This window comes from Lacrimispora sp., assembly GCF_036758025.1.
Lineage (GTDB): Bacteria > Bacillota > Clostridia > Lachnospirales > Lachnospiraceae > Lacrimispora.
This window is the reverse complement of record NZ_DAIOXM010000006.1, coordinates 52,546-79,025: the sequence shown is the minus strand read 5'-3', so window position 1 is coordinate 79,025 and position 26,480 is coordinate 52,546. Positions and strand designations below refer to the sequence as shown.

Genomic DNA, 26,480 nt, shown 5'->3' with positions numbered 1-26,480 from the left:
CCCTTATACTTTGTGCTATCCATTGACAATTCTACACTTATGTTTCATAATTAACTGAATATCATTATTTTTTTGTTAAAATCATTAAAATCAGAGGAGGAAAATCACGTGACCATTAAGGAAATCGCCCGGCTGGCCGATGTTTCAATATCCACTGTGTCAAAAATAGTAAACAACAAAGACAATAATATAAGTCCCGAAACGAGAAACCGGGTCCTTAAAATTGTAAAAGACTATCATTACACCCCTTACAGCGGTGTTAAAAATAACCCTGAGTCAAAAACTTTTGTCTTCGGCCTCCTCCTTAAATCTCTTCGTAAAACCGGGAAGTTTATAGATGGGGCTTTGGCTGCAGCGCAGAAAAGCGGTTACAGCATTTTAATCTATGACAGCATGGACAGTTCTGAAAATGAACTGAAAAACATCGCTTCTCTCTGCAAAAACCATGTGGATGGAGTCATTTGGGAACCGGTTAACAATGACAGCCTGGAAAACAGACATTATTTCGAAGAACAGGGCATCGAGGTCTGCTGTCTTAACAGCAGGGAAGACCCCCATTTTTATTTCATTGATTTTACAGCCATGGGGTATTGCGCGGCAGAAACCTTAATTCAATACGGCCACACAAAACTGGGCTGCCTTACAAAACAGGACAGTCTGCGGTCTGAAATGGTCCTTGACGGGTTTAAGAGATGTCTGTTCGACAACAGCATTCCTTACAGCAGCTCCATGAATCTTCCTATAGAAACGGAAGAATGGTACAACGTCATATTGACCCACACTCCTACCGGAATTGTCAGCACACATTATGGATCCGCTCTCACTCTCATGGAACATTTATCAAAGCTCCGGTTCCATGTTCCATCAGATTTGTCCCTTATAAGCCTGAGGGATGATGCCCGTGAAAACATCGCTTTCCCAGGCATCTCCAGCTTCCGGATTCCCTACTATGAATTCGGCACCTTTGTCTGCAAACGTCTCATAGAAAAATGTGAGAAGCGGGAAGAAGAGCTTTCGGCCTTTCACATGGACTTTTCTTTGGAAAATACCGAAAGTCTTGACATTCCATTTGACGCTCATGCAAAAAAGATTGTGGTGGTGGGAAGCATTAACATTGATGTGACCTTAAACGTGGATGAGCTTCCCCAGCCAGGGCGGACCGTGAGCACCAGCAGGCATTCCGTAATTCCGGGAGGAAAAGGAGCCAATCAGGCCGTGGGTGCTGCAAAGCTTGGAAATGAAGTTTCCCTGATCGGCAGGGTGGGAAGTGATTACGATTCCAGCCTGATCTATACGTGTATGGAGGAAAACCGGGTTAATGCCCAAGGGGTAAAAAGGGAGGCCGACGCAGAAACGGGCAAAGCCTACATCCATGTCCAAAACGACGGAGAAAGCATGATTACCATTCTGACCGGAGCCAATCAGAATTTAAGGCCCGAGGATGTCATCTCCTGTGAAAGGGCCTTCGAACATTCCGGCTACTGCCTTCTTCAAACCGAGGTTCCTGAATCCGCTGTAGAAACGGCTGCCGCGCTGGCAAAAAAATACGGTGCAAAGAACATTTTAAAGCCTGCTGCCATGAAATCCATCCGACCTTCCCTCATGAAGCTGATTGATATATTTGTCCCCAACCGGAAAGAAGCAGAACTGCTGTGCCCGGATATTCCCGATGTAGAAGGAAAAGCCGATGAGTTTATACGACAGGGGGTAAAAACCGTGATTATCACCCTGGGGCATTGCGGATGTTATGTAAAAGATCCTTCTTTTCAGGGTTACTTACCTGCCTCCCCCTTCCCTTCTGTGGATACCACCGGAGCCGCAGATGCTTTTATTGCCGCACTGGCCGCTTATTTATCTTCCGGATATTCCATGGAAGCGTCAGCCAGAATCGCAGCGTATGCCGCAGGCTTTTGCGTATCCAGGCAGGGCGTGATTCCGGCTCTCATTGACCGGAATTCCCTGGAAACCTATATCAGCAGAATGGAGCCGGAGCTGCTGAATATGTGACAGCGAAACAGAGTGCAGCAAAGGCTTCCGCCATCTTTATATGCTCCCTTATGGGGAGCATATTCCATTTCTTCCATCCTCATCCTATCCTTCCAAATCACGCCAATATCATAACAATTTCCTTAAGTTCTCACCCATTTCTTACGCATTCTTACGCCTTTTTTACATCACTTGACCCTGGACTTAGTCCATGGTTTATGATCATTCCATCAGCAAAAAGCGCTGAACAATCAAACAGGATTTTCTTAAACCGAAAGGAGAACAAGAATGAAAAAACAGAAACTGAAATGGCTGATTCCATGTGCTGCCGCTGTTTTTACAATAGGTGCTTCCATGACATCATTTGCGGCACAGGGCTGGGCTCAGGAGAACAATTCCTGGGTGTACTATGATTCCGATGGGGAATTAACAACCGATTCATGGCGCAAATCCGGAGACCACTGGTTCTATCTGGACGAGGATGGACAGATCGTCACCAGCAGCCTGGTAGAGTCTGACGGAAATTACTATTATGTAAACTCAGAAGGTGCCATGGTTGCAAATGAGTGGAGATCTATTGATTCCGATTATGAGGAAGAGGATTCCCCTGATGTATACTGGTATTACTTCGGAAGCAACGGTAAGGCCTACAAAGCTCCTACCTCCGGAAAGACCACATTTAAATCCATCAAAATCGCAAGCGGAGAAAGCAAGAATTATGCATTTGACGACGAAGGAAGAATGCTGTTTGGCTGGGTTACAGAAGAATCCACAAGACTTTCAGAAGATGACGCCTGGAGAGAAGGCATTTATTACTGCGGAGATTCCTCAGACGGAGCCCAGACCAATGGTGCCTGGAAACTCATCGAAGCAGAGGATGATAACAATACAAAAGACAACTTTGAAGGAGCTTACTGGTTCTATTTTGGAACAAACGGTAAAAAGCTGAAGGATACCACCAAGACCATCAACGGCTTAAAATACCTCTTTGATGAAAACGGTGCTGCCCAGTCAGAATGGCAGGAAAACACTGCTTCTACCTCTTCTTCCGCTAAATACTACAACCTTCCTGAGCAGTCCTGGCTTGCAAAAGGCTGGTTCAAGACCGTTCCAAGCGAAGACATTGATCTTGAAGCTCATGAAGATGGTACAGAATACTGGTTCTATGCTGTAAACAGCGGAGAACTGACAAAGAGCCAGATTAAATCCATCAATGGATTGCGTTATGGCTTCAACGAAAAGGGTGAAATGCTTCACGGCCTTTACAAACTGACCTTTGAGGATGGCAGAACAATCGCTTCCGCTGAGGAAATTGAAACAGAAGACGATCTGCCGGGAATTGATGACGCTGCAGAGGTTTACTACTTCGGCAATTCTCCAAAGGAAGGCGCAATGGTTACAGGCAAGACCACTCTTGAAATTGACGGCGAAACCTATACTTACAACTTCCGTAAAGCCGGAAGCAACAGAGGAGCCGGTTACAACGCCATCTACGATGACAGCATCTATGTTCAGGGCAGACTGTTAAAGGCTGACAGGGACGAGAAATACAAAGTAGTGGAATACGATGGAAAAGAATACTTAGTTGGTACCTCCGGAAAGCTTGCTAAGAATAAGAAGAACATCAAAGACGGAGACGAGAAGTATTACGTAACCAACAGCGACGGTTCTATTAAGGAATCCGGCTATGAGAAATTTAAATAAGAATTGATTTGATGAAGAAATGAAATAGGTAATCAATCGGGTAGGAGGTAGATAATTATTTTATCTACCTTCTTCCCACACCACCGTACATACGGTTCCGTATACGGCGGTTCTTTAGTTTTCATAAACTATCAGATAATAGTCAAGCATAGAGGTATATCCTAGCTTGGCTATTATTTTATTTGGAGTATTACCTGGGAAAATTTAATTGAAGTATTCTATAGCCTTTTAAAGGACAAAGTCAATATCAAAAAGATGACTTTTGCATCTGGAGATAACTGCACCTCTGGTGAATTTTATTTTATAATGATGCCCACCAGTCAAGCTGGCGGGCATCATTACAACCATTCTTATAGTATCTATAACTCCAATCCTGTCTATTCTGTTCCTGATTTCAGGGCATCACTCATAGGTATTAAGGCCAGCTTCCGTCCGCAAAGCAGTTTCGTAAACTCATAAACCCCATAGATCAGAATGAAACTGATTGCGACGTATAACGGACTGAGTATCATTGGCAGCGCCAAGTTTATCATTTCTCCAAGATAGCGGTACAGTGCATCGGCAGAAACCAGCATAACCGGGACACTCAGCAGGAACCCTGCAATCACTACCGGCGCAGATCCGCCAAGTATCAGTCTTTTCACTTCTTTTCTGCGATAACCCAATACTTTAAGAAGAGAGATTGACCCGCGGCTTTCTTCGATTGTAAGAGAAGTTACCAAAAAGATAATAATGACGCCAATAACTGTAGCAACCGCAGTCATGCCAACTACCACCATCATCATAGGCATCAGCAATTCGTCCATTGAGTTTGTCAAATTCTTTAAATCCTTTATTCCCGCCAATTCACTTGGGCTGTATTCTATGGCCTCTCTGCTGAATACGCCGGAATAACTGTCCTCTGCCATTCCAAGCATCCGGTTAAAATCCGGGAGCGGCATATAGATGAATTGACCTGCGTAGGTCTGGACAATCCCCTCAATGACAAGGGTATATGATTTTCCATCCAGCTTATTTATGGCAGTAATAGAATCACCCACATCCAGCCTCAGCCGGTTTGCCAGCAGATAAGAAATATTTACCTGATCTTTGGGCAATTCATTCCCTTGTGCGTCAACAAGATCATGGACATAAGGAGCATTAGCGGGAATGCCGTTTAAGTAGAATTCCGCAGTCTCCCTTCCAGCAGGATAGCAGCGGATTGCATTAAACGGTGCAGCTCCAGGCGCAGGTTCTCCCTGCTTGATTTCCTTAAACGAATATTCCCATGAGTAGTTATATTCTGTTTCCGTTTCACTGCCCAATACAGTCGTCATGGAATGATTGATTGTGAAACCGACCAGCATGAGAAATGAAGCCGCCATAACACCAAACAACAAAAACAGAAGCCGTGGTATGCTGCGCATCTGCTCACGCACCTTGAATTTTATATTAAATGGTAAATGTTCAAGCTTTAATATGCGTTCCAGAGCATTTACTTTTGCTTTTTGGCGGTCACCTTTCATGAGCTCGGCAGGGGACTTTCTCAGTTCTCTGCGGATAACGGCCCAGCACCCAAGGCTGAGGAAAGCCACAGGCATTAATACTGCCAACGCTATATCCAGAAGAGGGATCACTATGCCGTCATAAGGCACGATATAGTAAAGAATGGCCATCATTTTAACCGTAGGGCCTATGGTTGGCACCGCAAATAATGCTCCTATAAAGCCGGCAGAAACGGCAATGAGAAGCGGAATTGCTAAATAATGCCGAATCAGTTCTTTGCGGCGGTATCCCTGTGCATACAATGTCCCAATCATGACTCCTTCTGCACGGACCATCCGCCAAATCATAAGTCCTACAATAAGACAGCACAGCAGAAACATGGCGGTTGGAACCGGAATGGCCATGGCTTTCATGCCTGCGATCGACGCCCATGCCATGCGGATACGCTTATTCGTTGAAGCATCCATCCACTCAGAAAGAGCCTGCCCATTTTCAGCAAGAGTGTTATACAGCCCTGTCACCTGCTCTTTTATATTAGCCCTATCTGTAAAACGTGCTGTATAAACCGTACTGGATTCCGGGAATATGTCCATATCATCCTTAGAAATAATCCCTAACCCAAATCCAGGTGGCGGCATAATATCATTGACATATTTTAAGGGATAAATATAGTCAGGTAAGGCTGCTGTACCAACTATCTCGTATTTATTTCCGCTTACTTCTATGATGTCGCCAATTTCATAGCCGTAGGTATCATAAAAGCTGGGAGACAACAATATCTCACCTGAACGCTGTAGTGCCCGTCCCGTTAAAACTGCAGGAAGATTGACCTTATTTCCGCTGCCGATCAGCCGTAACTCTCGCTGGTCTGGCAATGCAGCGTCATAATACCGGTACATGTCAATGACTGCACCAGTCTCCTTCTCCAGAGCCGGAATGTCCTCAATTGGTCTATAACTGGTAAACGAAACATCTTCCTGCATATTTTTTTGAGCAAAATCATTTATAAGCCTTTCATAGTTGCCAGAAAAGCCTCTGAACCATAGAAAGGAGAAACTTCCTATAAAAATCAATATAAATACACCAATATAGCGTCCTTTATTTTCCGCCAATATGCGCCGGATTCGTTTTTGCAAGGCCATTACCACTCAATCCTTTCTGCGGGAACAAGCTGGGTATTATGCATAATTTCTGCAACGCCGCCATTTCTCAGTTTATAGACAGTATGTGCCATACCTGAAATTGCGCTGTTGTGAGTAATCATCAATATGGTTGTGCCGAAATGGACATTCACTCTTTGAAGCAGGGCTAATACGCTTCGTGAAGTATTGAAGTCCAATGCACCGGTAGGCTCGTCACAAAGCAGCAGCCCTGGATTCTTTACAATTGCTCTGGCAATGGATACACGCTGCTGTTCTCCTCCGGAAAGCTCCCGGGGGAAACGGTTTTTCTTATCGGCAAGCCCCACCGAAGCAAGAACTTCATCAGTGGGCAGAGGATTTTTGCTGATATTTGAAACAACTTCAACATTTTCTGCCACAGTCAGATTCGGTATCAGATTATAAAATTGAAATATAAATCCTACACCTTCGCGCCGGTATTCCACTAATTGATCGTCGTTTAAACCAGTGACACAAACATCCCCCACTCGAACGGTTCCGTTGTCAGCCCTGTCAATGCCGCCTATGATATTCATGAGTGTAGATTTTCCCGACCCTGATGGGCCAAGTATAACCCCGATTTGTCCCTTTTCCAGCTCCATACTTAAACCGTTGAGGACTTGTGTGGTGATCCCCGTTTGGTAACTTTTTGTAAGGTTCGTTACAGATAAAAACACATTAACACCCCATTCCTCTCTTTAATAATTGCAGCATTTGAGCCATTTCTGATTTCATGGCGCGGGTTTGTTCCTCTGTAATCTCAGTGGTAAAATCGATGTACCGGTCCATCCACCGCATCTTAAATCTTTCGGCAACAGCCAGAAAGTAATCCATAAGCAGTTCATCATCGATGTCCGTTCTAACCACACCCTTTTTTTTGCTGTTTTGGATCAATTTTTTCCCATACAAATTTGCTGCGTTATTCATGGCTTTCATAGATGGAACGATCAGTCCCGGTTCTCTCGTGACGTTCTGCAGGAATAAGATAATTTCATGTTCTTCATTAATGATTTCCGTTTTTGATACATTATCCTCAAAGTATTCGAATACATCCATATCGGCGATATTCACCCGTTCATCCAGCTTTTTCATAAAGGTTTCAAGGCCCCACTCAGCACAATAAACGTACAGTTCCTCTTTATCTTCAAAATACTGATACATGCTGCCCTTCGCAACTCCTGCATTCTGAGCAATATCTGCGATTTTGGCACGGGCAAATCCATTTTCAATGAATTCATGAATTGCTGCACGTATGATGCTTTCTTGTTTCTCATCTCTAAGCCGTAAAAATGTTTTTTTGGGCATATAGGTTCCTCCTTATATCAATGACCTACCAGTCATTATGATGACCCATCAGTCACATTTTCATTATATGACTGGTGGGTCACTTTTGTCAATAGCAGATATAAAGATTCGTTCCATAATAGTTGATGGGATTTATAATGAACTGATCTGCAAAAACCATACAAGAATTTCAACAAAAAAAAGAATGTTGGGGTGTGCTTGAAAATGCACCCCAACATTCAGTATAGAACCGGTTAAAATAGATACCCTCAAAAAGGGAGGAGCCGGCAGGAAAATTCCCGCCGGCTGAGTATGAAAAAAAGTCTATATCAAAAGGACTTGGCCTTGTTTACAGTTATTACTATACCTGGAATTTGTGAAAGGATCTTGATAAATCTGTGAAGAGTTTGTGAAAGAAACTCCCGCTGTCATTCCCCAACTAATGAATCTCAAAATAATTCCCCGGCTGCTGCTTGCATCTCTTTTTAATCTGTGCAATATCCTTGGAAAAATCATCAATAACCTGATAATCACGCTTTTTATTTGAAATCCCTGCAACCGACAAACTGGCAATAGGAAAATTTTCCGTCACTCCGTTTCTATTTTTAGAAACAATATAACCATTTTTCACATCCTCATCGCGGTAAAGAGAAGTAACCCCTGCCGCAAACTTATCTATAACGGATTTGCAATAAGTCTCTCCTTCGTGGTAATCGCAGACAACAATGAAATCATCACCTCCGATATGTCCGATAAACTCATCTCTGACAGCGCATTTCTTCAAAATATCGGCCACAAGCATAAGCATCATGTCACCATTTTGAAAACCGTAAGCATCATTATACGCCTTAAAGTTATCAATATCATAATAAGTAATACAATACGGCAGAGTCCCGCAGACGCGGTTTACAATCTCTTTTTCAATCAAAAGATTCCCCGGTAAACCCGTCAGAGGATTAGAATGGGCGGCAACGTCCACCTCAACCTTGGTGCTGGTATCAAGCAGGTCCTTTACCGTTACAATTCCAAAATACTTCCCTTCCCGCTCCACAACAATGGGATTATAGAGTTCTTCAAAGGTCCGCTGCATGGCAAGCCTGGACACCTGGTTTACTGGTATATGATAATCCACCTGTAAAAATCCGGTATCAATCACTTGCCGGATGGTCTTTCGGAAATTGAGGTTAAATCCATATCTGCCTCCCAAGAGCTCATTTAAGCTGGTCCTGGTCATAAAGCCCACCGGCAGGCCCTTTTCCACAACAGTAAACTCAGTAATGGAAGGATTTAACCGCAGCATTTCATAAACCGTCTCAACCCTTTCATCAGGAGAAAAAATGCTGCCCGGCTTTGCCAGATGCCCTATGATGGGATAAACAGAGCTCCTTATATTTTTTATATACTTCTTCGTGTAATACCGTTTAATCATCTCGATCTTTTCCGGTGCAATGTCCGCAAAAGATCTCTGCGGAAGTCCCAGAAAATACCCCTGTCCAAGATCAACTCCCAGCTTAACAAGGGTTTCCAGTTCTTCTTCTGTTTCAATTCCTTCCCCAATTAACCGAATTCCCGCACCCTTGCCAAAGTCCACCAGGGCCTTGCACAATAATTGTTTTGTCCTGTCCTTATCAATTCCCCGGACAAGGGACATATCAAGCTTAATCAGGCCAGGTTTTACCTCTGATATAACATTTAATGCGGAATAACCTGCCCCCACATCATCGATTGCAATTCCATAATTCTGATTTTTGTAATGGCTGACAGAACCTAAAAACGCATTGCTGTCCACAATAGCAACGCGCTCCGTAATTTCAAATATCACATTGCGAAAATCCAGGCCATACTCCTCCAGACGGCTTTTGGTAAACCCGTTTTTAAAGCTGTCATCATGGATTATATTGGGATTTACATTGAGAAAAAGCTTCTTCTCCCTGTTCATTCCCGCCGCCCCTTCCAGGGCTTTGATTCTGCACAAGGTTTCAAGTTCCCACGCCCGATTTGTTCTATCAGCGGTCTTGAACATTTCTTCAATATCCATTTTCAGACTGTCTTCCGATATCCTGCTGAGGGCTTCATATCCAAAAGTTTCCCCATCGGTCAATGAGATAATCGGCTGATATACCGGCATGATGTATTTGCCTTCTATAATCTTATCAAGTATCTGAGCATTGGTCCGCTCCGCAAGACCTTCTGAAACCGGCATAGTCTCCACAACAGCACACCCCTTCGCACATAGTTACTGACTTCTAGTTTATTGCCTTCCCTCAAGGGGAGCAAGTAAGTTTATGTAAACTTTACATATATTTCCTGTAAAATGTGAAATAGCCCTCCCCTTCGTACATAGTTAGTAACCTCCGTGTCTTCCCCCAATGGAAACAAGTAAATTTATATAAAACTTGCCAGTATCTTTTAGTATCTTTTTATAAGTTCTTAAATGCCATTAATTTCATTTGCTCCTCGCTCCAGCGAGATAACTCAATTAATGTTGGCAGCAACGCTTTTCCCCGGTCTGTTAAGCTATATTCCACAGATGGCGGAATGGTACTATGTTCAAACCGATTGACCAGACCAAATTCTTCAAGTTCTCGTAAGCATCTCGTCAACGCTGTATTGGTAATCCCAGGAATATGACGTTTCAGCTCATTGTAGTGCAATACGTCATAATTCATAAGCTCCGCTAAAATAGGGAGCTTCCACTTTTGACCAATCAACTTCATCGCATAAATAATGGGGCATTCCCCACCCTCTTTCTTTGGCAGCCTCTCTGAGCATATTATTTTTTCCATAAATCCTCCATTGTACATATAGGGAACAAAAATGTGCGTACTTGTTACTTTGTTCCCTGCATTATATAATAAATCATACAGAAAAGCAATCTGCTTTACTGCAAAATCTTTTGTAAAGGTGGTATACAATGAAAATTATAGCTGTAAATGGAAGTCCCCGCAAAAACTGGAATACGCATATCCTATTGAACAAAGCGCTGGAAGGCGCACAAAGCGAAGGTGCACAGACGGAACTTGTCAATCTTTATGACTTAGCCTACAAAGGCTGTATTAGCTGCATGGCCTGTAAGGTCAAAAACGGCAAAAGTCTGGGGCATTGTACTGTAAACGATGAGCTTAAACCGGTACTTGAAACAATAGAAAAATGTGATGGACTAATCATTGGTTCACCAATATATTATAGTGACGTGACTGCCATGACAAAGGGATTTTTAGAACGATTCCTATTCCAATATCTCTCTTATGATGATTACTCTCAAACCTTTTATGATGGAAACATAAAAAAATCTGCATTTATTTATACGATGAATGTTCCGGAGAGCATGACTGACCAAATCGGATATAATGCCTTGTTTGAAAAATATAAAATGATGTTCAGACATTTTGGATACGACCAAACCATTGTATCAACTGAAACTTTGCAGGTAAATGATTACAGCAAATATCATATGGCTAGTTTTAATGAAGCAGAACGGAAAGAACGCAGGGAAAAAGTTTTTCCGGCGGACTGTCAAAAAGCCTATGACTTGGGAAAATCTATGGCAAAAGTATAATGTGGTAAAGGGGACGTTGCTACACAGATGATTTTTCATCTATTTTGCAACGCCCCCTTCCGTTTCTTCTATTTAGTCCAGGCTGCAAGCTCCTCGGGTGTTGCCAGAACGTAATGCTGGCCTCCGATATGCTGCTGCACACCCTTACTATAATCAATTCCGCTGGTCTTATAATCATAACTAATGGCTGTCCGGCTTCTCTCCTCAATGGGATTGGGCTGCGGTATAGCGGAAAGCAGGGACTTGGTGTAGGGATGAATTGGATGATCAAATATCTCATCCTTTGTTCCCGTCTCCACCAAATGTCCCAGGTGAAGCACACCAATTCTGTCAGAGATATATTTTACCATGGATAAGTCATGGGCAATGAACAAATAAGCTGTATTAGTCCTGGTCTGGATATCCTTCATCAGGTTCACCACCTGAGCCTGAATGGACACATCCAGCGCACTGATTGCCTCATCAGCAATAATCAAATCCGGGTTCATAATCAGCGCTCTGGCAATGCCGATTCGCTGCCTCTGTCCGCCGGAAAACTGATGGGGATAACGGTCCGCATGCTCGCTTGCAAGTCCCACCATATCCAGAATCTGATACACCTTCTCCCGGCGCTCCTCCTGGCTGTTATACAACTGGTGGATGTCCAGCCCCTGAGCAATAATATCCATAACCTTTTTCCTGGGATTGAGACACGCCATTGGATCCTGGAAAATCATCTGCATCCTGGTACGGAGAAGCTTAGTATCCTTGGCAGAAAGCTTTCCGGAAATATTCTGTCCGTTAAAAATCACCTCACCTGCCGTAGGCTCATACAGACGGATAATGGAACGTCCGATGGTGGACTTTCCGCTTCCTGATTCACCAACCAGTCCATAGGTTTCCCCTGGATAGATCTCAAAGGAAACGCCATCCACTGCCCGGACCGTAAACTTACGGCTCACCTTAAAATGCTGCTTTAAATCGTTTACCTTTAACAGAGGCTCTCTCTTTTCCATTATGATCTTGCCTCCTTTTCCGTAACCGTTCCGTCTTTCAACATCGCATCAATTCTCTTTCTCAGCTCTTCCGGCATAGAAACCTCAGGAGCATTCTCATGAAGAAGCCAGGTGGCAGCATAATGAGTATCCGATATTTTAAACATAGGCGGTTCTTTCTTAAAATCAATGTTCAAAGCATAAATATTCCGGGGAGCAAAGGAATCTCCATCCACACGTCCCAGCAGATTGGGCGGGCTTCCGGGAATGGTATAAAGCTTGTCATCGGTGCTGTTTAAATCCGGCATAGCGGATAACAGTCCCCAGGTATAGGGATGTCTGGGCTGGTAAAAAATCTCTTCGGTTGTACCCATTTCCACAACCTTACCCGCATACATAACTTCAACATAATCGGCCACCTTAGCCACCACTCCTAAATCGTGGGTGATATAGATAACAGAAATCCCTGTCTTTGCCTGAATATCCTTAATAAGCTCCAGAATCTTAGCCTGAATGGTCACATCCAAAGCCGTGGTGGGCTCATCGCAGATCAGCAGCTCCGGATCACAGGATAAGGCAATGGCAATCACCACTCTCTGCCTCATACCGCCGGAAAGCTGGTGAGGATAATTCTTCATCCGCTTCTCCGGATCTGTAATGCCTACCAGCTCCAGCAGCTTGATGGCCTTTTCATAGGCTTCCTTTTTCGGAGTATGATAATGATAAATCATTCCCTCCATAATCTGTGCGCCTATGGTCATGGTCGGATTCAAAGAGGTCATAGGGTCCTGAAATACCATGGCAATTCTCTTGCCGTTGATATGGCTTCTCATGTCCTTTTTCGAGAGGGTGAGCAGGTCCGTTACCACTTCTTCATTTCCCCGGTTGTATGTGAACTCAATACTTCCGCTGTTGATCTTTCCGTTGCTGCTTAAAATGCCCATAATCGCTTTTACTGTTACCGACTTACCGCTGCCGCTTTCTCCTACGATAGCAAGGGTTTCACCCTTATACAGCGAAAGGTTCATACCCCGGATTACGTTCACTTCACCGGCTGAGGTTTTAAAGGATATGGACAAATCCTTGATTGATAAAATCTTTTTCTTTTCCATCTTCCGCCTCCTACATTTCCTTCATCTTGGGATCAAACGCATCCCTCAGACCGTCCGCCATCATGTTAAAGCTGAGCATGATGATTGCCAGTACGATTACCGGGAAGATAATCATATAAGGATGAGTTGTAAACGACTTAAATGAGTCGCTGATCAGGGAGCCCAAAGAAGCAAGGGGCTGAGGTACTCCAAGACCGATAAAGGCCAGGAACGCTTCTGTAAATATTGCGTTAGGGATGGAAAACATGGACATAATAATCAGCTGTCCGAAAATGTTGGGCAGTATTTCCTTAAAGATAATGAACAAATCCTTTGCTCCCAGTGTCTTGGAAGCCAGAATGAATTCCTGTTCCTTCAGCTTTAACACCTGGGCTCTTGCAATTCTGCTCATTCCGATCCAGCCGGTAATAGCCAAAGCAAGAGTAATGGTGACCAGACCCGGCTTAAATACCAGTATTAACAAGGTAACAATTACCAGTGTAGGAATGCCGTTAAGCACCTCTGAAATACGCTGCAGCACCATGTCCACCTTGCCGCCGAAGTATCCGGAAACAAGGCCATAGATCATTCCAAAGCACATGTCCACAATAACAGCAACTAAAGCGATATAAAGTGAAATTCTGGTTCCGGTCCAGGTTCTGGTGAAGATATCCCTTCCCAGGACATCAGTTCCAAACCAGTAATAAATATCTTCCAGCCCGGTAGGGGTACCGTCTTTTGATACATATTTATTCTGAACAATGATACCTGTGGAAGTGCTCATCTGTTCAGAACCGTCAAAAATTCCCGCTTTTTCCATTCCCGGAATTCTGGGAGCCAGGTTCTGATGGGAAATGATCTGGGAATCATAAGTGTGCTCCGTCATATTAGGACCGATGACGGCCATGAGGATAACAAGCAGAATGAGAATGGTTCCCACAACTGCCCCTTTGTTCTTTGTAAACCTTGCCAGAATATCCTTCCACATGGGTTTGCTTGGAAAGGTTTCATCCACACGGGAGATTTTTTCCGCACCGACCAGTAAAAAGTCGTCCGGTGCAAATTCAAATTCTGTATTATTCATGATCATCCCCCTTTGCCAGTCTGATTCTCGGATCAATAACACCGTAAAGTATATCCACCACGAGCATAATTCCAATATACATAATACTGTAAATAAAGGTCAGAGCCACAACCACGTTATAGTCGTTGGATTGAATGGCCGATACCAGAAGACTTCCGATTCCAGGTATGGAAAAGAGCTTCTCAATAACCAAACTTCCTGTCATCAGTCCCACCACCAAAGGAGCTAATACCGTGATAATAGGGATCAGGGCATTTCTCAAGGCGTGCTTGAAAATCAGGCGGAAGCTGTTTAACCCCTTGCTTTCTGCCAGAAGCATGTAATCGGAACCCAATACCTCCAACATCTCTGTTCTGGTAAAACGGGCCACCGTCGCTATGGTGAACATGCAAAGAGATACGGTAGGCATAACAGAGGAATAAACAGGCGCCTGCATCTGATAAAGCAGAGGGAACCATTTCAGCCGGAATCCCAGGAAGTAAATCAGAGCCATAGCAAACACATAGGATGGCAGGCTCACACCCAATACGGAAATAACAGTGGTAATGGTGTCATAAATGGTGTTATGCTTGATTGCAGCTATAATGCCCAGAATCAAGCCGATAATTGTGCCGATCAGGATTGCCTGTCCTCCGATTCTTAAGGAAATAGGCAGTCTTGTTTCAAGCAGGGCTGTAATGGGCGTATTCTTGGATATGGTATAGGAAACCCCAAAATCTCCGCTCAGCATTGCTCTGATGTAATTGAAAAAACGTGCCATCAAAGGCTGATCCAGCCCATACTTTGCGTTGAGGATGGCCCGCTGGGTCTCCGTCAGCTTTTCGTCGTTAAATGGTGATCCGGGCATAAACTCCAGCATTAAAAATAAGATCAAAAGGATCACCAGCAGGGTCACGACGGATATTGCAACCCGCTTCATTATATATTTTTTCACAAATCCACACTCCTTGTCTGTAGTAAGCAAAAAATAGTGACGCCGTCTTCTGTGGCAGGCACACCCGACAGCGTCACTACAATGCATTCCTAATAAAGCGGAATAGTCTGCTTCTACCGATTAATTCATAGTCGCATTTTTATAGATTCGATTGATGCCTACGGAGTGGAACTCAACTCCTTCAACACCTGTCTTAATCATTACTGCATCACCCTTCTGATATACAGGCATGATAACAGCTTCATCCATTGCAATTTCTTCTGCTTTCTTTAATGCTTCCCATCTGGCTTCTACGTCAACAGCCAGTTCGCCCTTAGTCGCTGAGTCGATGATTGCATCATACTCTGCATTGGACCAGAAACCATAGTTGTTAGGACTGCCGGTTTTCCACATGCCTAAATAGGTCATAGGATCTGCATAGTCAGGTCCCCAACGGGTTAAACCAATTTCAAAGTCACCCTGCTGCATTCTCTCTACACGGTTTTTCTTTGGCATGGTCTGAAGCTCAATGGTAATTCCAGGTAAGGTAGTCTGAATTTCAGACTGGATAAACTGTGCCACATTGATGGCAGATTCTGTATCCTCTACGATCATGACATACTTCAGTTCGCTTACCCCTAACTCAGCCTTTGCAGTCTCCCAATATTCAAGAGCCTTAGCCTTGTCGGTTTCAAAATAAGTTCCTGTTGTTTCACGGAAATCTTTTCCGTCAGGTCCGGTAGCCAGTAAAGTAGGAACTGCAAAGTTCGCTACAATGGAACCGTCCTTAAGGACATTCTTTGCCAAAGCTTCTTTATCATAAGATAAAGCCATGGCCTTACGAAGATTTACGTTCTCCAGTCCCTTTACGGTCTGGTTTGGAGACATGTACCATAAGTATCCTGCCATAATGTTATGGAATTCAGGATCTGCCTGGAACTGCTCTACCTGCTCTCCGGAAAGAGCTGCCAAATCCAAATCACCATTCTGGTAGGATAACATAGCCTGCTGGGAATCCTTGATGATCTGATACTGAATGCCGTCCAAATTAACCTTGGAAGCGTCCCAGTAAGTAGGGCTCTTAGCCAGTGTGATGCTGGTTGCAGCCGGCTCATAGGAAGTGATCATGAAAGGTCCGTTTCCTAAAATAGTGGCTGGTGAGGTTCCGAAGCTGTCGCCTGCATTGGTAAAGAACTCTTCATTTACCGGCAGGAAGGATGGGAATGACATCAGGGACTCAAAGAATGGTACCGGAACATCTAAGTTTACCACAAGAGTCTTGTCATCCTGAGCTGTTACACCAAGCTGGTCAGGAGCTACCTCGCCTGCAGTGATTGCCTCTGCATTTGTAATACCGGCGATTCCGGCAATAAATGCATATTCACTTGCTACGACAGGATCTACCAGACGTCTCCATGCAAATACGAAATCATTTGCAGTTACAGGAGTGCCGTTGCTCCACTGAGCATCTCTCAGCTTAAAGGTGTAGGTTAAACCGTCTTCGCTTTTGTCTACAGATTCAGCCATTGCCAGAATCGGAGATCCTGCTTCATCAACAGAATACAGTCCCTCTGTAATTGCTGCAATTGCCTCAAAAGAAGTTCCGTCTGTAGCGATCTGCGGATCCATGGAGGCTACCTCCACATCAAAATGCACTTTTAATACCTTGCCTGACGCAGCGTCTGTGCTGCCGCCTGCTTCGCTTCCGCCCTGTGTTGTCTCTGTACCGGTACCGGTGCTGGGCTTTCCGCCGCCGCAGCCGGCCAGTGAAACGACCATCAGAGTTCCGAGCACGAGTGCTGCAAACTTACCAACTCTCTTCATAATGTCCTCCTCTTTTTTGCATAAGTACCGGATATTCCGGAAGGAACTTTGTTAAATATGTAACAAAAAATGCAGTCAAAAAAATCTAGAAAATTTTTAGACTACATTGTCCGATACCATATGCTTAAATTATCGTTGTTATTATACCCAATTATTATGTAGCTTGTCAACATAATTTTGTAAACCTTTATTTCCTTTATATCCCTCTTGAATGATATCTAAGGCATGGCTCCATATATTTATATGAGTAACCACGCCTTAAATCACGTCCGTTTATGCCCTTTTTACAATGCTTTCCGCTACCCACACCGCCACATCAAGAGCACGTTTTTCCGGAATCTTTATTTCTATATTATAATAGCTGTCATGAACCAGATCTATCACCCGTTCTCTTATGTGGCCGTTATGAACCAATACGCTTCCCCATAACCAAAGGTGAGCAGCCTGATCCTGTCCCAGCTCCAGCTTCCGGCAGGTATCCTTCACCAGATTAGCTAAAACTCCGGCACTTTCCTCTATAATGGAAAGTCCGGCTGCCTCCCCTGCTTCAAAGGACAGGGAGGAGAGGGGGGCCAAAGCCCCGATCACCGCCTTATCCATTAAATTTGCATTGATGAATTCATCCAGCCTGGACAAGTCGCTGATCCCGGTTTTTTCATAAAAGTACCCGTAAAGTACCGGGCAGCTCTCCCTGCCGTCTAAGTGATTGCTTACATTCTTTATGACACACATTCCGATGTGAAAAGCACTTCCCTCATCACTTAAAATATGGTTCCAGCCTCCGGTTCTCACAACCTTTCCCCTCTCATCCTTTCCATAGCTGATGGACCCTGTTCCTGCTACCAGAACCAGAGCAGGGGCTTCCGACAGATTGAGAAAAATTTCACAGTCATTCTGAATGATAATGGCGTCTTCCCCAAACCCCATGGCAAGAAAAGCCCTGCGGCAGATGCTTTCCAGCTCAGGAGAATCAACCCCGCTGGCCGCAATACAAATGGAGGCGCAGTCCTGGGGCCTTAAGCCGCTTTCTTCCAGGGCAGGAAGGACCAGTTCTCTGTATCTCTCCCCGCTTTTTTCTTCTCCATCGGTATTGAGGCTGCATCCCGGCCCGTAAAACTCTCCCAGGGGCTGCCCGTCAAGGCTTTTCAGCTTCATCCTTCCGGTTGTGCCTCCAATATCCAATCCAGCAATGTACTGCTTCATCATATGACTTCCTCCGCTTTCAATACGCAATAATCTGTACAGCCTAAAACCCTACGGGCTTTCGGTCACTGGCTTTCGCTAAATCACATCAGCTGCAATCCACATAAAGCGCCCCGGCGGTGTTGTCCATACCTCTCTGTAGGTGGCAATATTAGCAGGGGGCCAATAAGGTAAGTCCTCATTCCTTCTGGTCTGAACGCCTACAGGCATTTCGCCTACCGTTTCTCCCAGCAAGGCCGTGTACTCCTGCCCATAGTGGTTTCCTTCCCCATAAATCAGGGACTGACCAAAGGGATTTTTTCCCAGGGTCCAGTAAAGCTGCTCTCTTCCGATTTCAATTAATTCTGCATCCTTAAAATACGTTCCTATAATAGAAGCGGCCTTTCCCATGGACAACTGAATGGCTGAATTTCCCCGGTAGGAGAACCAGACCGGGAAGGTTCTGATATAATATCCGCCTCCCAAATCAACGCCCTGCTTAAGCTGTTCGATGTAATTGACCCGCTCTCTTTCATAATCCACTTTGGGATGAACCACATGGAAAGCCTCTCTGTCGTCCGCCTCACTGATATGGTGGATTCCGGCGGGCAGCATTCCATAGGGAGCCGTATATGCCTGAAGCCCCTTTAAATACTTTCCGTGAAGCCTCATGCTCTCTTCCCAGACCGTTTTATTCTCATGCTCTGTTAAAGCACTGCACGCCTCTGCCAGACCCATGACAAAAACCTGGTCCCTGGCCTGATGGGAAAAGTGTACGATATGGCTCTTGCTTTCATCCCGGTAGAAAAAGCCCTTCATAGGCAGTTTATCACCGGTCTCCTGGCATGCAACCACCTGATCCGCATACCCGGCGGCACAGTCACCAAAATAAGAATCTCCGGTGATCTTGTAAATCCTGGCAGCCGCCCAGGCTGCTACAGCATAATACTGGGAACGGCTGGAGCCTGCCGTATGCTCCAGCAGGTGTTCAGGCCCTTCCACTCCCACCTTCTGGAAACGCTCATGGGCAAACTTAAAATCTTCCTTAGCCGCATCCACACACTTCCATGCCAGTTCCTTATCCAACTCTACAAATGCTTCTCCTGCTCCGGCTTCTACAGCAGCAAACACGAAGTTTTCAAAAGAACGGTTGTGAACGTCAGCTTCACAGTCATCCATATTTCCGATAAGATTGTCAGTCCATCTGCGAATAGCCGAATTAGAGGCCCGGTAGCCGTCGCCGAATCTCATTCTCAGAACAAAATCCAAGCCCCAGTTGGCTTCCTCCATCATTCTGCGGTAAAGCATCTGGTCGGAATTTTTTACCTTCTGTGCGGAGGCAATGACCGCATCCAGAATCTCCGCCGTCTGCATGGTCTGCTGGGAAACGTCAGCCGCATCGTGCCAGCCTCCCGCAAACACCAGCTTCACCCCGTTGTGCTCTGCAACCACATCCTGATGGCAGGTTCCGTGGCGGTCGGGAACGGGATAGCCGCACCTCTCACAATAGAGGAAGTTAATCAGCTTCCACAGGGAGCTTTCCAGAATGTCATCCCCAATGGAGAACTGCTCACTTACCGTATTTCCAAACCGGATTCTGTAGGTTCCCGGTATCTTTAAATCAGAAAAATCCAGAACCTTGAATTTACCCAGGTGATTTTCCACCGCCTTCACCGGTCCCCTGTATGCGATCACTTCCAGGCCGTTTTCTTCCTTCACAATCTCAAATTCTTCGGCTGAGGTATTGGCGATTGCAGTCTTTTTCCCATCGGTAAAATAGCCTGTGGTGGAAAATACTGCTTCCTCCTCTTCACACTGCCATCCGTGGACGATTCCCGGCTTTACCTCCTGAAGCTGGATGTCGCAGAGTTCAAAGTACATATCCTCGCCGGTGCTCACTTCCTTGCCGTAGCGATGAATATTAAATGAAATTTCCTCAATGGCATCGTGGGCAATGGTTTCAATCTCCCAGGTACAGGTATTCCACTCATTGTTATTCAAGTTAATAGCATTAAAGCCCTCTCTGGAATAGACATCCGGAATTTTGATTTCCCCGTTGTTGACAAAGCCTACCCGCACAATGGGGCTGTGAAGTCCCGGACATATAGGGCGGATTTTAAACCATATCCGGTTGGTCTTTTTTAAGTCCATTCCTTTTACATTGAGCTTTGCAATATAGCTTCCAAAGGTGGCATAAAGCCCTGCTGCTGCGTCATTGGCCCGAACCTCATTATCCGGCCAATGGTCTGCCCGGGACTTAGTTTCCAGGCACAGGATATTCCCTTCCTTTACATGGGCATTTCCCTCTCCCTCAAAGCTCCACGGCTCCATGCTGGTTCCATCCCATAAGCTGACAGAAGACAAAACCGGCTTCTTTAAGTTGTAGGTTTCCATGCTTCTGTCATGTTCCGGCTTTAAAGGATAATGTATATACAGTGATTCTATCAGATTATTCTTCAGTTGACTATCCATGATTGTCCCTCACCTGACGTTATTTTTCGATTTCAAATATAGCTTCTGTTTCAACAGGAATGTTGCCGGGCAGTACATTGACGCCTATGGCAGAACGGGCCGGAACTTTGTCCTGGCCGAAAAGGGCAGCCAGCAGCTCGCTGCCTCCGTTTGCCACTGCAGGCTGCTCGTAAAAGTCCTCGGTGCTTGCCACAAAGGTGAGGATTTTAACGCCCTTTTTTACCTTATTTAAATCTCCGATCTTATCCTGCAGCACTGCCAGCACATTGAGCATGGCATTTCTGGAAAGTATTTTTCCTTCCTCTGTTGTAAATTCCTTTCCCAGCTTTCCGGAAACCGTTTCCTCTCCAGTTACAGGGCCGCAGCCGGATATGTACACCAGATTATCTCCAAACTCCTGGCATGGGGAGTACACTCCTCCTTTGGGCGGTGCAGCCGGGATTTCCAAATTCAGTTCCTTTAATTTTTCATAAACATTCATGTCTGTTTCCTTCTTTCCTTTTGATTATGATAAGCTCTTTCTTAAGAGTTTTCCTCTGCTGCGGTTTATCAGTACTCCATTTTCAAAGGCCGTTTCTCCCCCTATGAGAACCAGCTCCATGCCCGTACACAGGTCATGCTTTCCTGTATAATCTGCATGATCCAGGAAGGTTTCCGGCTTAAATACCAGCACATCGGCCTGATACCCTTCCTTTAACAATCCCCGGTCCTTAATGCCCATCCGGCTGGCCGGCATTCCGGTCATCTTGTGGATGGCCTGTTCAAAGGACAGGACCCGGCGTTTTAAAACGAAATCATTTAAAAATCTGGCTGTGGTTCCAAAGAGACGGGGGTGGGCATTTTTCCCGTCGCCTCCGTAAAGGGAATCTGAAATCAGCATGGTAAAGGGAAGCCGGGCCACAGTATCCACATCCTCCTGGGACATGCTCAGCACGATAATTCCCACCTTTCCCTTTTCTTCCGCAATTAAGTCTGCCACCAGATCCGAAGGCTCTTCATAGCCCAGCTTTTCTGCCAGGGCGCCAATGGTCTGCCCCTGCATGAACCCATTTTTCTCTAAATTCACGGAGCTGACTAAAATCCGGTTCCATCCAATGCTATGAGCCATATTATCCCAGCCCTGGTGGAGCTTGTTAAGTTCTGACCGGAGATATTCCTTTCCCTCCGGCTTTGACAGGTTATTGACCAATGCCTCTATGGAATCCTCCATCACTGTAGGAGGAAGCAGGGACTGCAAGGTAGTGGAGCCTCCGTCATAGGGATAAAAATCTGCCGTCACATCCTGGCCCTTTTTTCTTGCCTTTTCAATTTTATCAATGGCTTCAAAAATCTTCTGGTTCCAGTTTTTGATTCCCGTGGCCTTTAAATGGCTGATGTTTAAGGAAACTCCGCCTCTTGCCGCCACGTCAATGACTTCCTCCACAGATTCCACCAGACTGTCCCCTTCCCCTCTGATATGGGTGCAGACCAGTCCGCCCTGCCCGGAAGCTGCCCTTACCACTGCTGCAAGCTCTTCCTTATTGGAATAGCATTCCGGCTGGTACATGATTCCCAGAGTGACTCCAAAGGCGCCCTGCTCCAGCCCTCTTTTTACATATTCCTGGGCTTTAGCCAGTTCTTCTTCCGTATACGCCTTGTTTCCAAAGCCCTTCAAAGCCACCTTAATGCTGTCCGAAGCGGCAAAGAAGCCCATGTTAATAGGAAGGTCTGCCCCGTCCAGCGAATTGCAGTAATCCTTATAAGTTTCAAAAACCAGATTCTCCGGCACCTTTCCAATAACAGGCTCCAGATAGTCATACAAATCCTTCCGCCACTGCGGCACCGAGGGCACAGGCGCAAGACCGCAGTTTCCCACAAATGTAGTGGTAATGCCCTGGGCCAGTTCGATTTCCCCAAAATGCGGGTGAATAAAGGGAGCAATATCGCAGTGACGGTGAATGTCCACAAAGCCCGGTGTCACTGCCTTTCCCGACCCATTGATGATCCTGGCACCGTCAGCCTCAATATTGGGAGCGATTTTTACAATTTTCCCATCCTCTATGAGAATATCCCCTTCAAATCCCGGTGCCCCGCTTCCGTCATATATCATTCCATGTTTGATCAGGGTACATGTCATATAAGCATCCCCCTTGCATCTACCTTTTGTTTTCTGAGAGAACCATGTTCCAGAAGATAAACCGTGTTCTGCATATTAACAGCCGTGCACACATGGATAGGAATTAAGGACAACACCTGTCCAACCTTGAGCCCATGACTTCCCTCTGAGACGGTTACAATGCCGTGTTCTTCGTTCATCCGTGACAGCTTCAGGTTGTCATCCCCTTCCACCACTGCATAGCCGGGATAGTAAAAGGGCGGCTGCCCCGGAGCCACATCCGTTGGAAAACACTTGGTTCCTCCGTCTATCACCGCATACTCCTCATGCTGGCAGCTAACCACGGTTGCATAAAACCGGACTGCGATTTCGCTGAGCTTAGCCACTTTTTCCTTGGTCAGCATAAAGTCGTCAAAAATATAGGTCCCCGGCCGTATTTCATTTACCATTCCTGTCCGTGCTACCTGGAGGCCTGTAGGAGAGGAACCGGCACTGATGTCCTGTATTTCCACTCCTGCTGCCTTTAACAGTCCGGCTGTTTCAGCCATCATCTTTCCTTCTTCCTCTGCGGCAAGCTGATTATCCTCCGTAGGCTTTCCCGATAAAACCAGACTCTTAAAGGTGAAAATGCCGGTCAGGTTCAAATGCTTCATCTCCTTCACCGCAAGGGCCAGGTCTGCCGCCCGATCCATGGGCACTCCCGTGCGCCCGGCTCCAGTGTCGATTTCCATGCGGACCTCCAGCACCATATTATGACCGGAAGCCGCCTCTTCCAGCGCTTTTGCACCCTCCAGACTGTCAATAGCCAGAATCAGCCGTTTGATCCTTTTTGCCAGGGCAATGGCCCTCTGTATCCGGAACTCTCCGATCATGGGATATGCGATAAAAATATCCTCCATGCCTCCCTCAGCCATAACCTCGGCCTCGCTCACCTTGGCGCAGGTGATTCCTGCTGCTCCTGCCTCTGTCTGCATTTTTGCAAACAAGGGCATTTTGTGGGTTTTAATATGGGGACGCAGACGGCAGCCCGCCTTGTCAGCCCCCTCCTGCATCCGCCTTATATTTTCCTTCGCCAAATCCACGTCAATGACAAGGCAGGGCGTTTCTAACTGCTGTATCTGTTCCTCAGTCAGTTTCATGTTTCATCTCCTCCTTTCTCATCTGCTGTAACTATCAGCCACGCTGCGGATCACCAGGTTTTCCCACAATAAATCCGCTGATATGGGGTTCTTAAACTCATTTTTCTTAATGCAGACCGTAACCCCTGACCGTGAGGTGATATCAAAAAAGTTGTCAGAGAAAACAACATCATAATCCTTTAAATAAAGCTCCACATACTGACAGAAGCAGGAGGACTCCACTGTGATCCGGAAGCTTTCCTCTGTTTCTGAAACTTCAACGTCATAAGACGGGGCTTTATAGTCAAAATGCTTTGGCTTTACAAACAGAACCGTCCGTTCCTCAACCAGCTCTCCTCCCCGGTATAACCGGAATGCAGAAAAGATGGAAGAACGGATTTCCTCCCGGTCCGTCCACTGGGAGAAATCAGCTTCTGCAGCTTTTAATACGGACAGAGGAGAAATTGTTCCTTCTGCCGTATCCTTCCATAACACCTGGAAATCATGATCCTGGAGCAGAATTTCCGTCCTCCACTCTTGTTGTTCTCTGGTGTCGTTATGGACATAATAGGACACATGGGGAGACATCTCCTCCTCTTCCCCAATAGAAATGGTAAAGGGGCTGTAAAACCGTCTTGCTCCGTAGTGAAGGGCTTTCCAGCGGCCGTAATAGTCAATGCTGGCCCAGGACGCTACAGGCCAGCAGTCATTGAGCTGCCAGTAAAGAGAGCCCATGCACTGCCCCCGTTTTCTCCTCCAGTGCTCCACGCCGTATTCAATGGCCTTTAATTGAAGAATCTGGGAGATATATGCCAGGGAATCCGTATTCTTGGGATAAAGGAAGTAATCAGCTATATAATTTAATATTTTTCCGTTTGCAGCCGGATTTTTCTGGTGGGATTCCATTACTCTGCTGAAAATATTCCGGTCTTCCTCCAGAGTGAATGCCTCTATGGTTTTGATGTGAGGAAAAGACTGAAATCCATACTCCGAGCAAAAGCTGAAATCCCCATATTCGGTAAAGGGCTTTCCTGAATGCCAGACCTCCCAGTAATGCTGATCTCCTCTGTTAATTGCATTGGGGCTGTCAAAGGCCCCCCCTGAAGACGGGGAAGAAGGCCAGAAAAAGGTTACGTCATCGCAGGACTTTATGGCTTTGGGAAGGATGTATTCAAAAATCTTGATGTAATCCGCCTTATATCTGGGATGGTGGCCTTTGATTCTGGCCCACTCATCTCCCCAGCCCCATTCCATTTCATTGTTTCCGCACCATAGGGCCAGACAGGGATGGTTTCTTAAACGGCGTACATTGTCCTTGGTTTCCTCTATTATATTTTCTTCAAAGTGGTCATTCAAGGCATAGACATTGCACCCGAACATCAAATCCTGCCAGATTAAGATTCCTTCTTCATCGCATTTATCATAGAAATAATCATCCGGGTAATAGCCTCCGCCCCAGACCCTTAAGCAGTTAAAATTGGCGGCAGCACAGTCTTCGATCAGACGTTCCGTCCGCTCCCTTGTCACTCTGGTTAAAATGCTGTCCTCCGGAATATAATTGGCTCCCATGGTGAATATCTTCACCCCGTTAACCGTAATGGCGAATTCATTTCCATATTCATTTTTATCTGTGCTTACGGTCACGGTCCGAAGGCCGATTCTGCACTCATAGCTGTCATAGGTGGTTCCTGCCTCATCAAGAAGAAATACGCCCACCTTATACAAAGGCTGTTCTCCCAAGCCATTAGGCCACCACAGGCGGGGATTTTTGATGATCTCTTCCAGTTGTACCTCTTTGCTGTCTTGAACCTTTTCTGAGATCAGAACACCTTCCGGGTTCCTGATTTCTACTTTTGTAAGCCATTTCTGGCCTGGCTTTGCCTCATCGGAAAGAGCCTTAACCTTTACCTCAAAATTCAGCTTTACCATTCCGGATTCTTCATGATCCTGGCGGATACGCACATCCTCCAGCTTTGCACCGCTGGAATATTCCAGGGCAATGTCACGAAAGATTCCCATATCCGGAAGCTGAGGGCCCCAGTCCCATCCAAACATATAATGGGCTTTGCGGAGGGCCGCATTTCCACGGATACAGCCGGTGGAGGCATAAAATATATCATTTCCCGCATCTTCTTTTCTCACAAAGTCAAGAGGGGAATAAAAGAAAACTTCAATCCTGTTTTCCCCCGGATTCAGGTACTCCTTCACTGGAAAACGGTATGTCCTGTGCATATCATCCGGCTCTGCCGCCAGCCTGCCGTTTATGTAAATAGAAGCAATGGTATCGATTCCATCACACACAAGCTCCACCAAATCAGACTGTAAATCCTCTTCTGACACCTGAAAGCTTCTTTCGTAAATGTAATTACTTCCCATCAGCTCCCGGACACCGTATTCATTGCATCTCCAGTAAGGGTCTTCAATCAGCTTCTGCTCCAGCATGTGACTGATCACAGTTCCCGGAACCTTTCCTTCATATACGGAGCCGGAACCGTCACCTTCCCGCCTCCACTGCCAAACACCATTTAAAGACTGTATTCTGCCCATGG

The 26,480-nt window shown here is 45.6% G+C and carries 19 protein-coding genes; 3 read left to right on the top strand and 16 right to left on the bottom strand.

Translation table 11 applies throughout. From position 1 onward, the window contains the following. The first annotated feature begins 108 nt into the window (after positions 1-108). Both V7M78_RS07235 and V7M78_RS07230 read left to right on the top strand, forming a co-directional pair. Complete coding sequence (locus V7M78_RS07235) at positions 109-2,007, top strand: PfkB family carbohydrate kinase (RefSeq protein WP_333647914.1); 1,899 nt, start codon at positions 109-111, stop codon at positions 2,005-2,007. Positions 2,008-2,274: 267 nt separating this feature from the next. After that, a complete protein-coding gene (locus V7M78_RS07230; RefSeq protein WP_333647912.1) occupies positions 2,275-3,690 on the top strand; it encodes a cell wall-binding protein in 1,416 nt (471 codons plus the stop codon). 377 nt (positions 3,691-4,067) lie between these two features. Here V7M78_RS07230 and V7M78_RS07225 read toward each other — a convergent pair whose 3' ends face one another. From V7M78_RS07225 to V7M78_RS07205, 5 genes are all read right to left on the bottom strand, one after another. Continuing rightward, the gene (locus tag V7M78_RS07225; protein ID WP_333647910.1) at positions 4,068-6,317 is read right to left on the bottom strand and encodes an ABC transporter permease; all 2,250 of its coding nucleotides are present in this window, start codon (positions 6,315-6,317) and stop codon (positions 4,068-4,070) included. Further along, positions 6,317-7,012: an ABC transporter ATP-binding protein gene (locus tag V7M78_RS07220; protein WP_333647908.1), complete on the bottom strand. Its 696-nt coding sequence runs from the start codon at positions 7,010-7,012 to the stop codon at positions 6,317-6,319. The genes V7M78_RS07225 and V7M78_RS07220 overlap by 1 nt, the downstream gene beginning before the upstream one ends. Position 7,013: 1 nt before the next feature. Next, positions 7,014-7,640 (bottom strand): TetR/AcrR family transcriptional regulator, encoded by a 627-nt coding sequence (locus V7M78_RS07215; protein ID WP_333647906.1) that lies wholly within the window; start codon positions 7,638-7,640, stop codon positions 7,014-7,016. A gap of 418 nt (positions 7,641-8,058) precedes the next feature. Further along, positions 8,059-9,822: an EAL domain-containing protein gene (locus V7M78_RS07210; RefSeq protein ID WP_333648139.1), complete on the bottom strand. Its 1,764-nt coding sequence runs from the start codon at positions 9,820-9,822 to the stop codon at positions 8,059-8,061. Positions 9,823-10,039: 217 nt separating this feature from the next. Then, complete coding sequence (locus V7M78_RS07205; RefSeq protein WP_333647904.1) at positions 10,040-10,405, bottom strand: winged helix-turn-helix transcriptional regulator; 366 nt, start codon at positions 10,403-10,405, stop codon at positions 10,040-10,042. Positions 10,406-10,533: 128 nt separating this feature from the next. On the opposite strand from V7M78_RS07205, the gene V7M78_RS07200 reads away from it, so the two are divergent. Beyond that, positions 10,534-11,178, top strand: coding sequence for a flavodoxin family protein (locus tag V7M78_RS07200; RefSeq protein ID WP_333647902.1), 645 nt, complete (start codon positions 10,534-10,536; stop codon positions 11,176-11,178). 68 nt (positions 11,179-11,246) lie between these two features. Here the strand turns inward: V7M78_RS07200 and V7M78_RS07195 are convergent, their stop codons facing one another. From V7M78_RS07195 to V7M78_RS07145, 11 genes are all read right to left on the bottom strand, one after another. Next, entirely contained in the window at positions 11,247-12,173 is a 927-nt protein-coding gene (locus tag V7M78_RS07195) for an ABC transporter ATP-binding protein (protein ID WP_333647899.1), read from the bottom strand. Then, positions 12,173-13,264 carry an ABC transporter ATP-binding protein gene (locus V7M78_RS07190; protein ID WP_333647897.1) on the bottom strand — a complete coding sequence of 364 codons (1,092 nt, stop codon included), beginning with the start codon at positions 13,262-13,264 and terminating at the stop codon, positions 12,173-12,175. Before V7M78_RS07190 ends, V7M78_RS07195 begins: the two co-directional genes overlap by 1 nt. Positions 13,265-13,274: 10 nt before the next feature. Continuing rightward, positions 13,275-14,327 carry an oligopeptide ABC transporter permease gene (gene opp3C / locus V7M78_RS07185; RefSeq protein ID WP_333647895.1) on the bottom strand — a complete coding sequence of 351 codons (1,053 nt, stop codon included), beginning with the start codon at positions 14,325-14,327 and terminating at the stop codon, positions 13,275-13,277. Beyond that, positions 14,320-15,261, bottom strand: a complete 942-nt coding sequence (locus V7M78_RS07180; RefSeq protein ID WP_333647893.1) for an ABC transporter permease — start codon at positions 15,259-15,261, stop codon at positions 14,320-14,322. Before V7M78_RS07180 ends, opp3C begins: the two co-directional genes overlap by 8 nt. A gap of 120 nt (positions 15,262-15,381) precedes the next feature. Next, the gene (locus V7M78_RS07175; RefSeq protein ID WP_333647891.1) at positions 15,382-17,064 is read right to left on the bottom strand and encodes a peptide ABC transporter substrate-binding protein; all 1,683 of its coding nucleotides are present in this window, start codon (positions 17,062-17,064) and stop codon (positions 15,382-15,384) included. A gap of 273 nt (positions 17,065-17,337) precedes the next feature. Continuing rightward, on the bottom strand, positions 17,338-18,270 hold the full coding sequence (locus V7M78_RS07170) for a BadF/BadG/BcrA/BcrD ATPase family protein (protein WP_333647889.1): 933 nt from the start codon (positions 18,268-18,270) through the stop codon (positions 17,338-17,340). A 75-nt stretch (positions 18,271-18,345) separates the two neighbouring features. After that, positions 18,346-20,718: a glycoside hydrolase family 9 protein gene (locus V7M78_RS07165; RefSeq protein WP_333647887.1), complete on the bottom strand. Its 2,373-nt coding sequence runs from the start codon at positions 20,716-20,718 to the stop codon at positions 18,346-18,348. Positions 20,719-20,737: 19 nt separating this feature from the next. Continuing rightward, positions 20,738-21,199 carry a RidA family protein gene (locus V7M78_RS07160; protein WP_333647885.1) on the bottom strand — a complete coding sequence of 154 codons (462 nt, stop codon included), beginning with the start codon at positions 21,197-21,199 and terminating at the stop codon, positions 20,738-20,740. Positions 21,200-21,223: 24 nt separating this feature from the next. After that, complete coding sequence (locus V7M78_RS07155; RefSeq protein WP_333647883.1) at positions 21,224-22,834, bottom strand: N-acyl-D-amino-acid deacylase family protein; 1,611 nt, start codon at positions 22,832-22,834, stop codon at positions 21,224-21,226. Then, positions 22,831-23,952: an alanine racemase gene (locus V7M78_RS07150; RefSeq protein WP_333647881.1), complete on the bottom strand. Its 1,122-nt coding sequence runs from the start codon at positions 23,950-23,952 to the stop codon at positions 22,831-22,833. The genes V7M78_RS07155 and V7M78_RS07150 overlap by 4 nt, the downstream gene beginning before the upstream one ends. An 18-nt stretch (positions 23,953-23,970) precedes the next feature. Then, a complete protein-coding gene (locus V7M78_RS07145) occupies positions 23,971-26,478 on the bottom strand; it encodes a beta-mannosidase (RefSeq protein ID WP_333647879.1) in 2,508 nt (835 codons plus the stop codon). Positions 26,479-26,480: the final 2 nt, after the last annotated feature.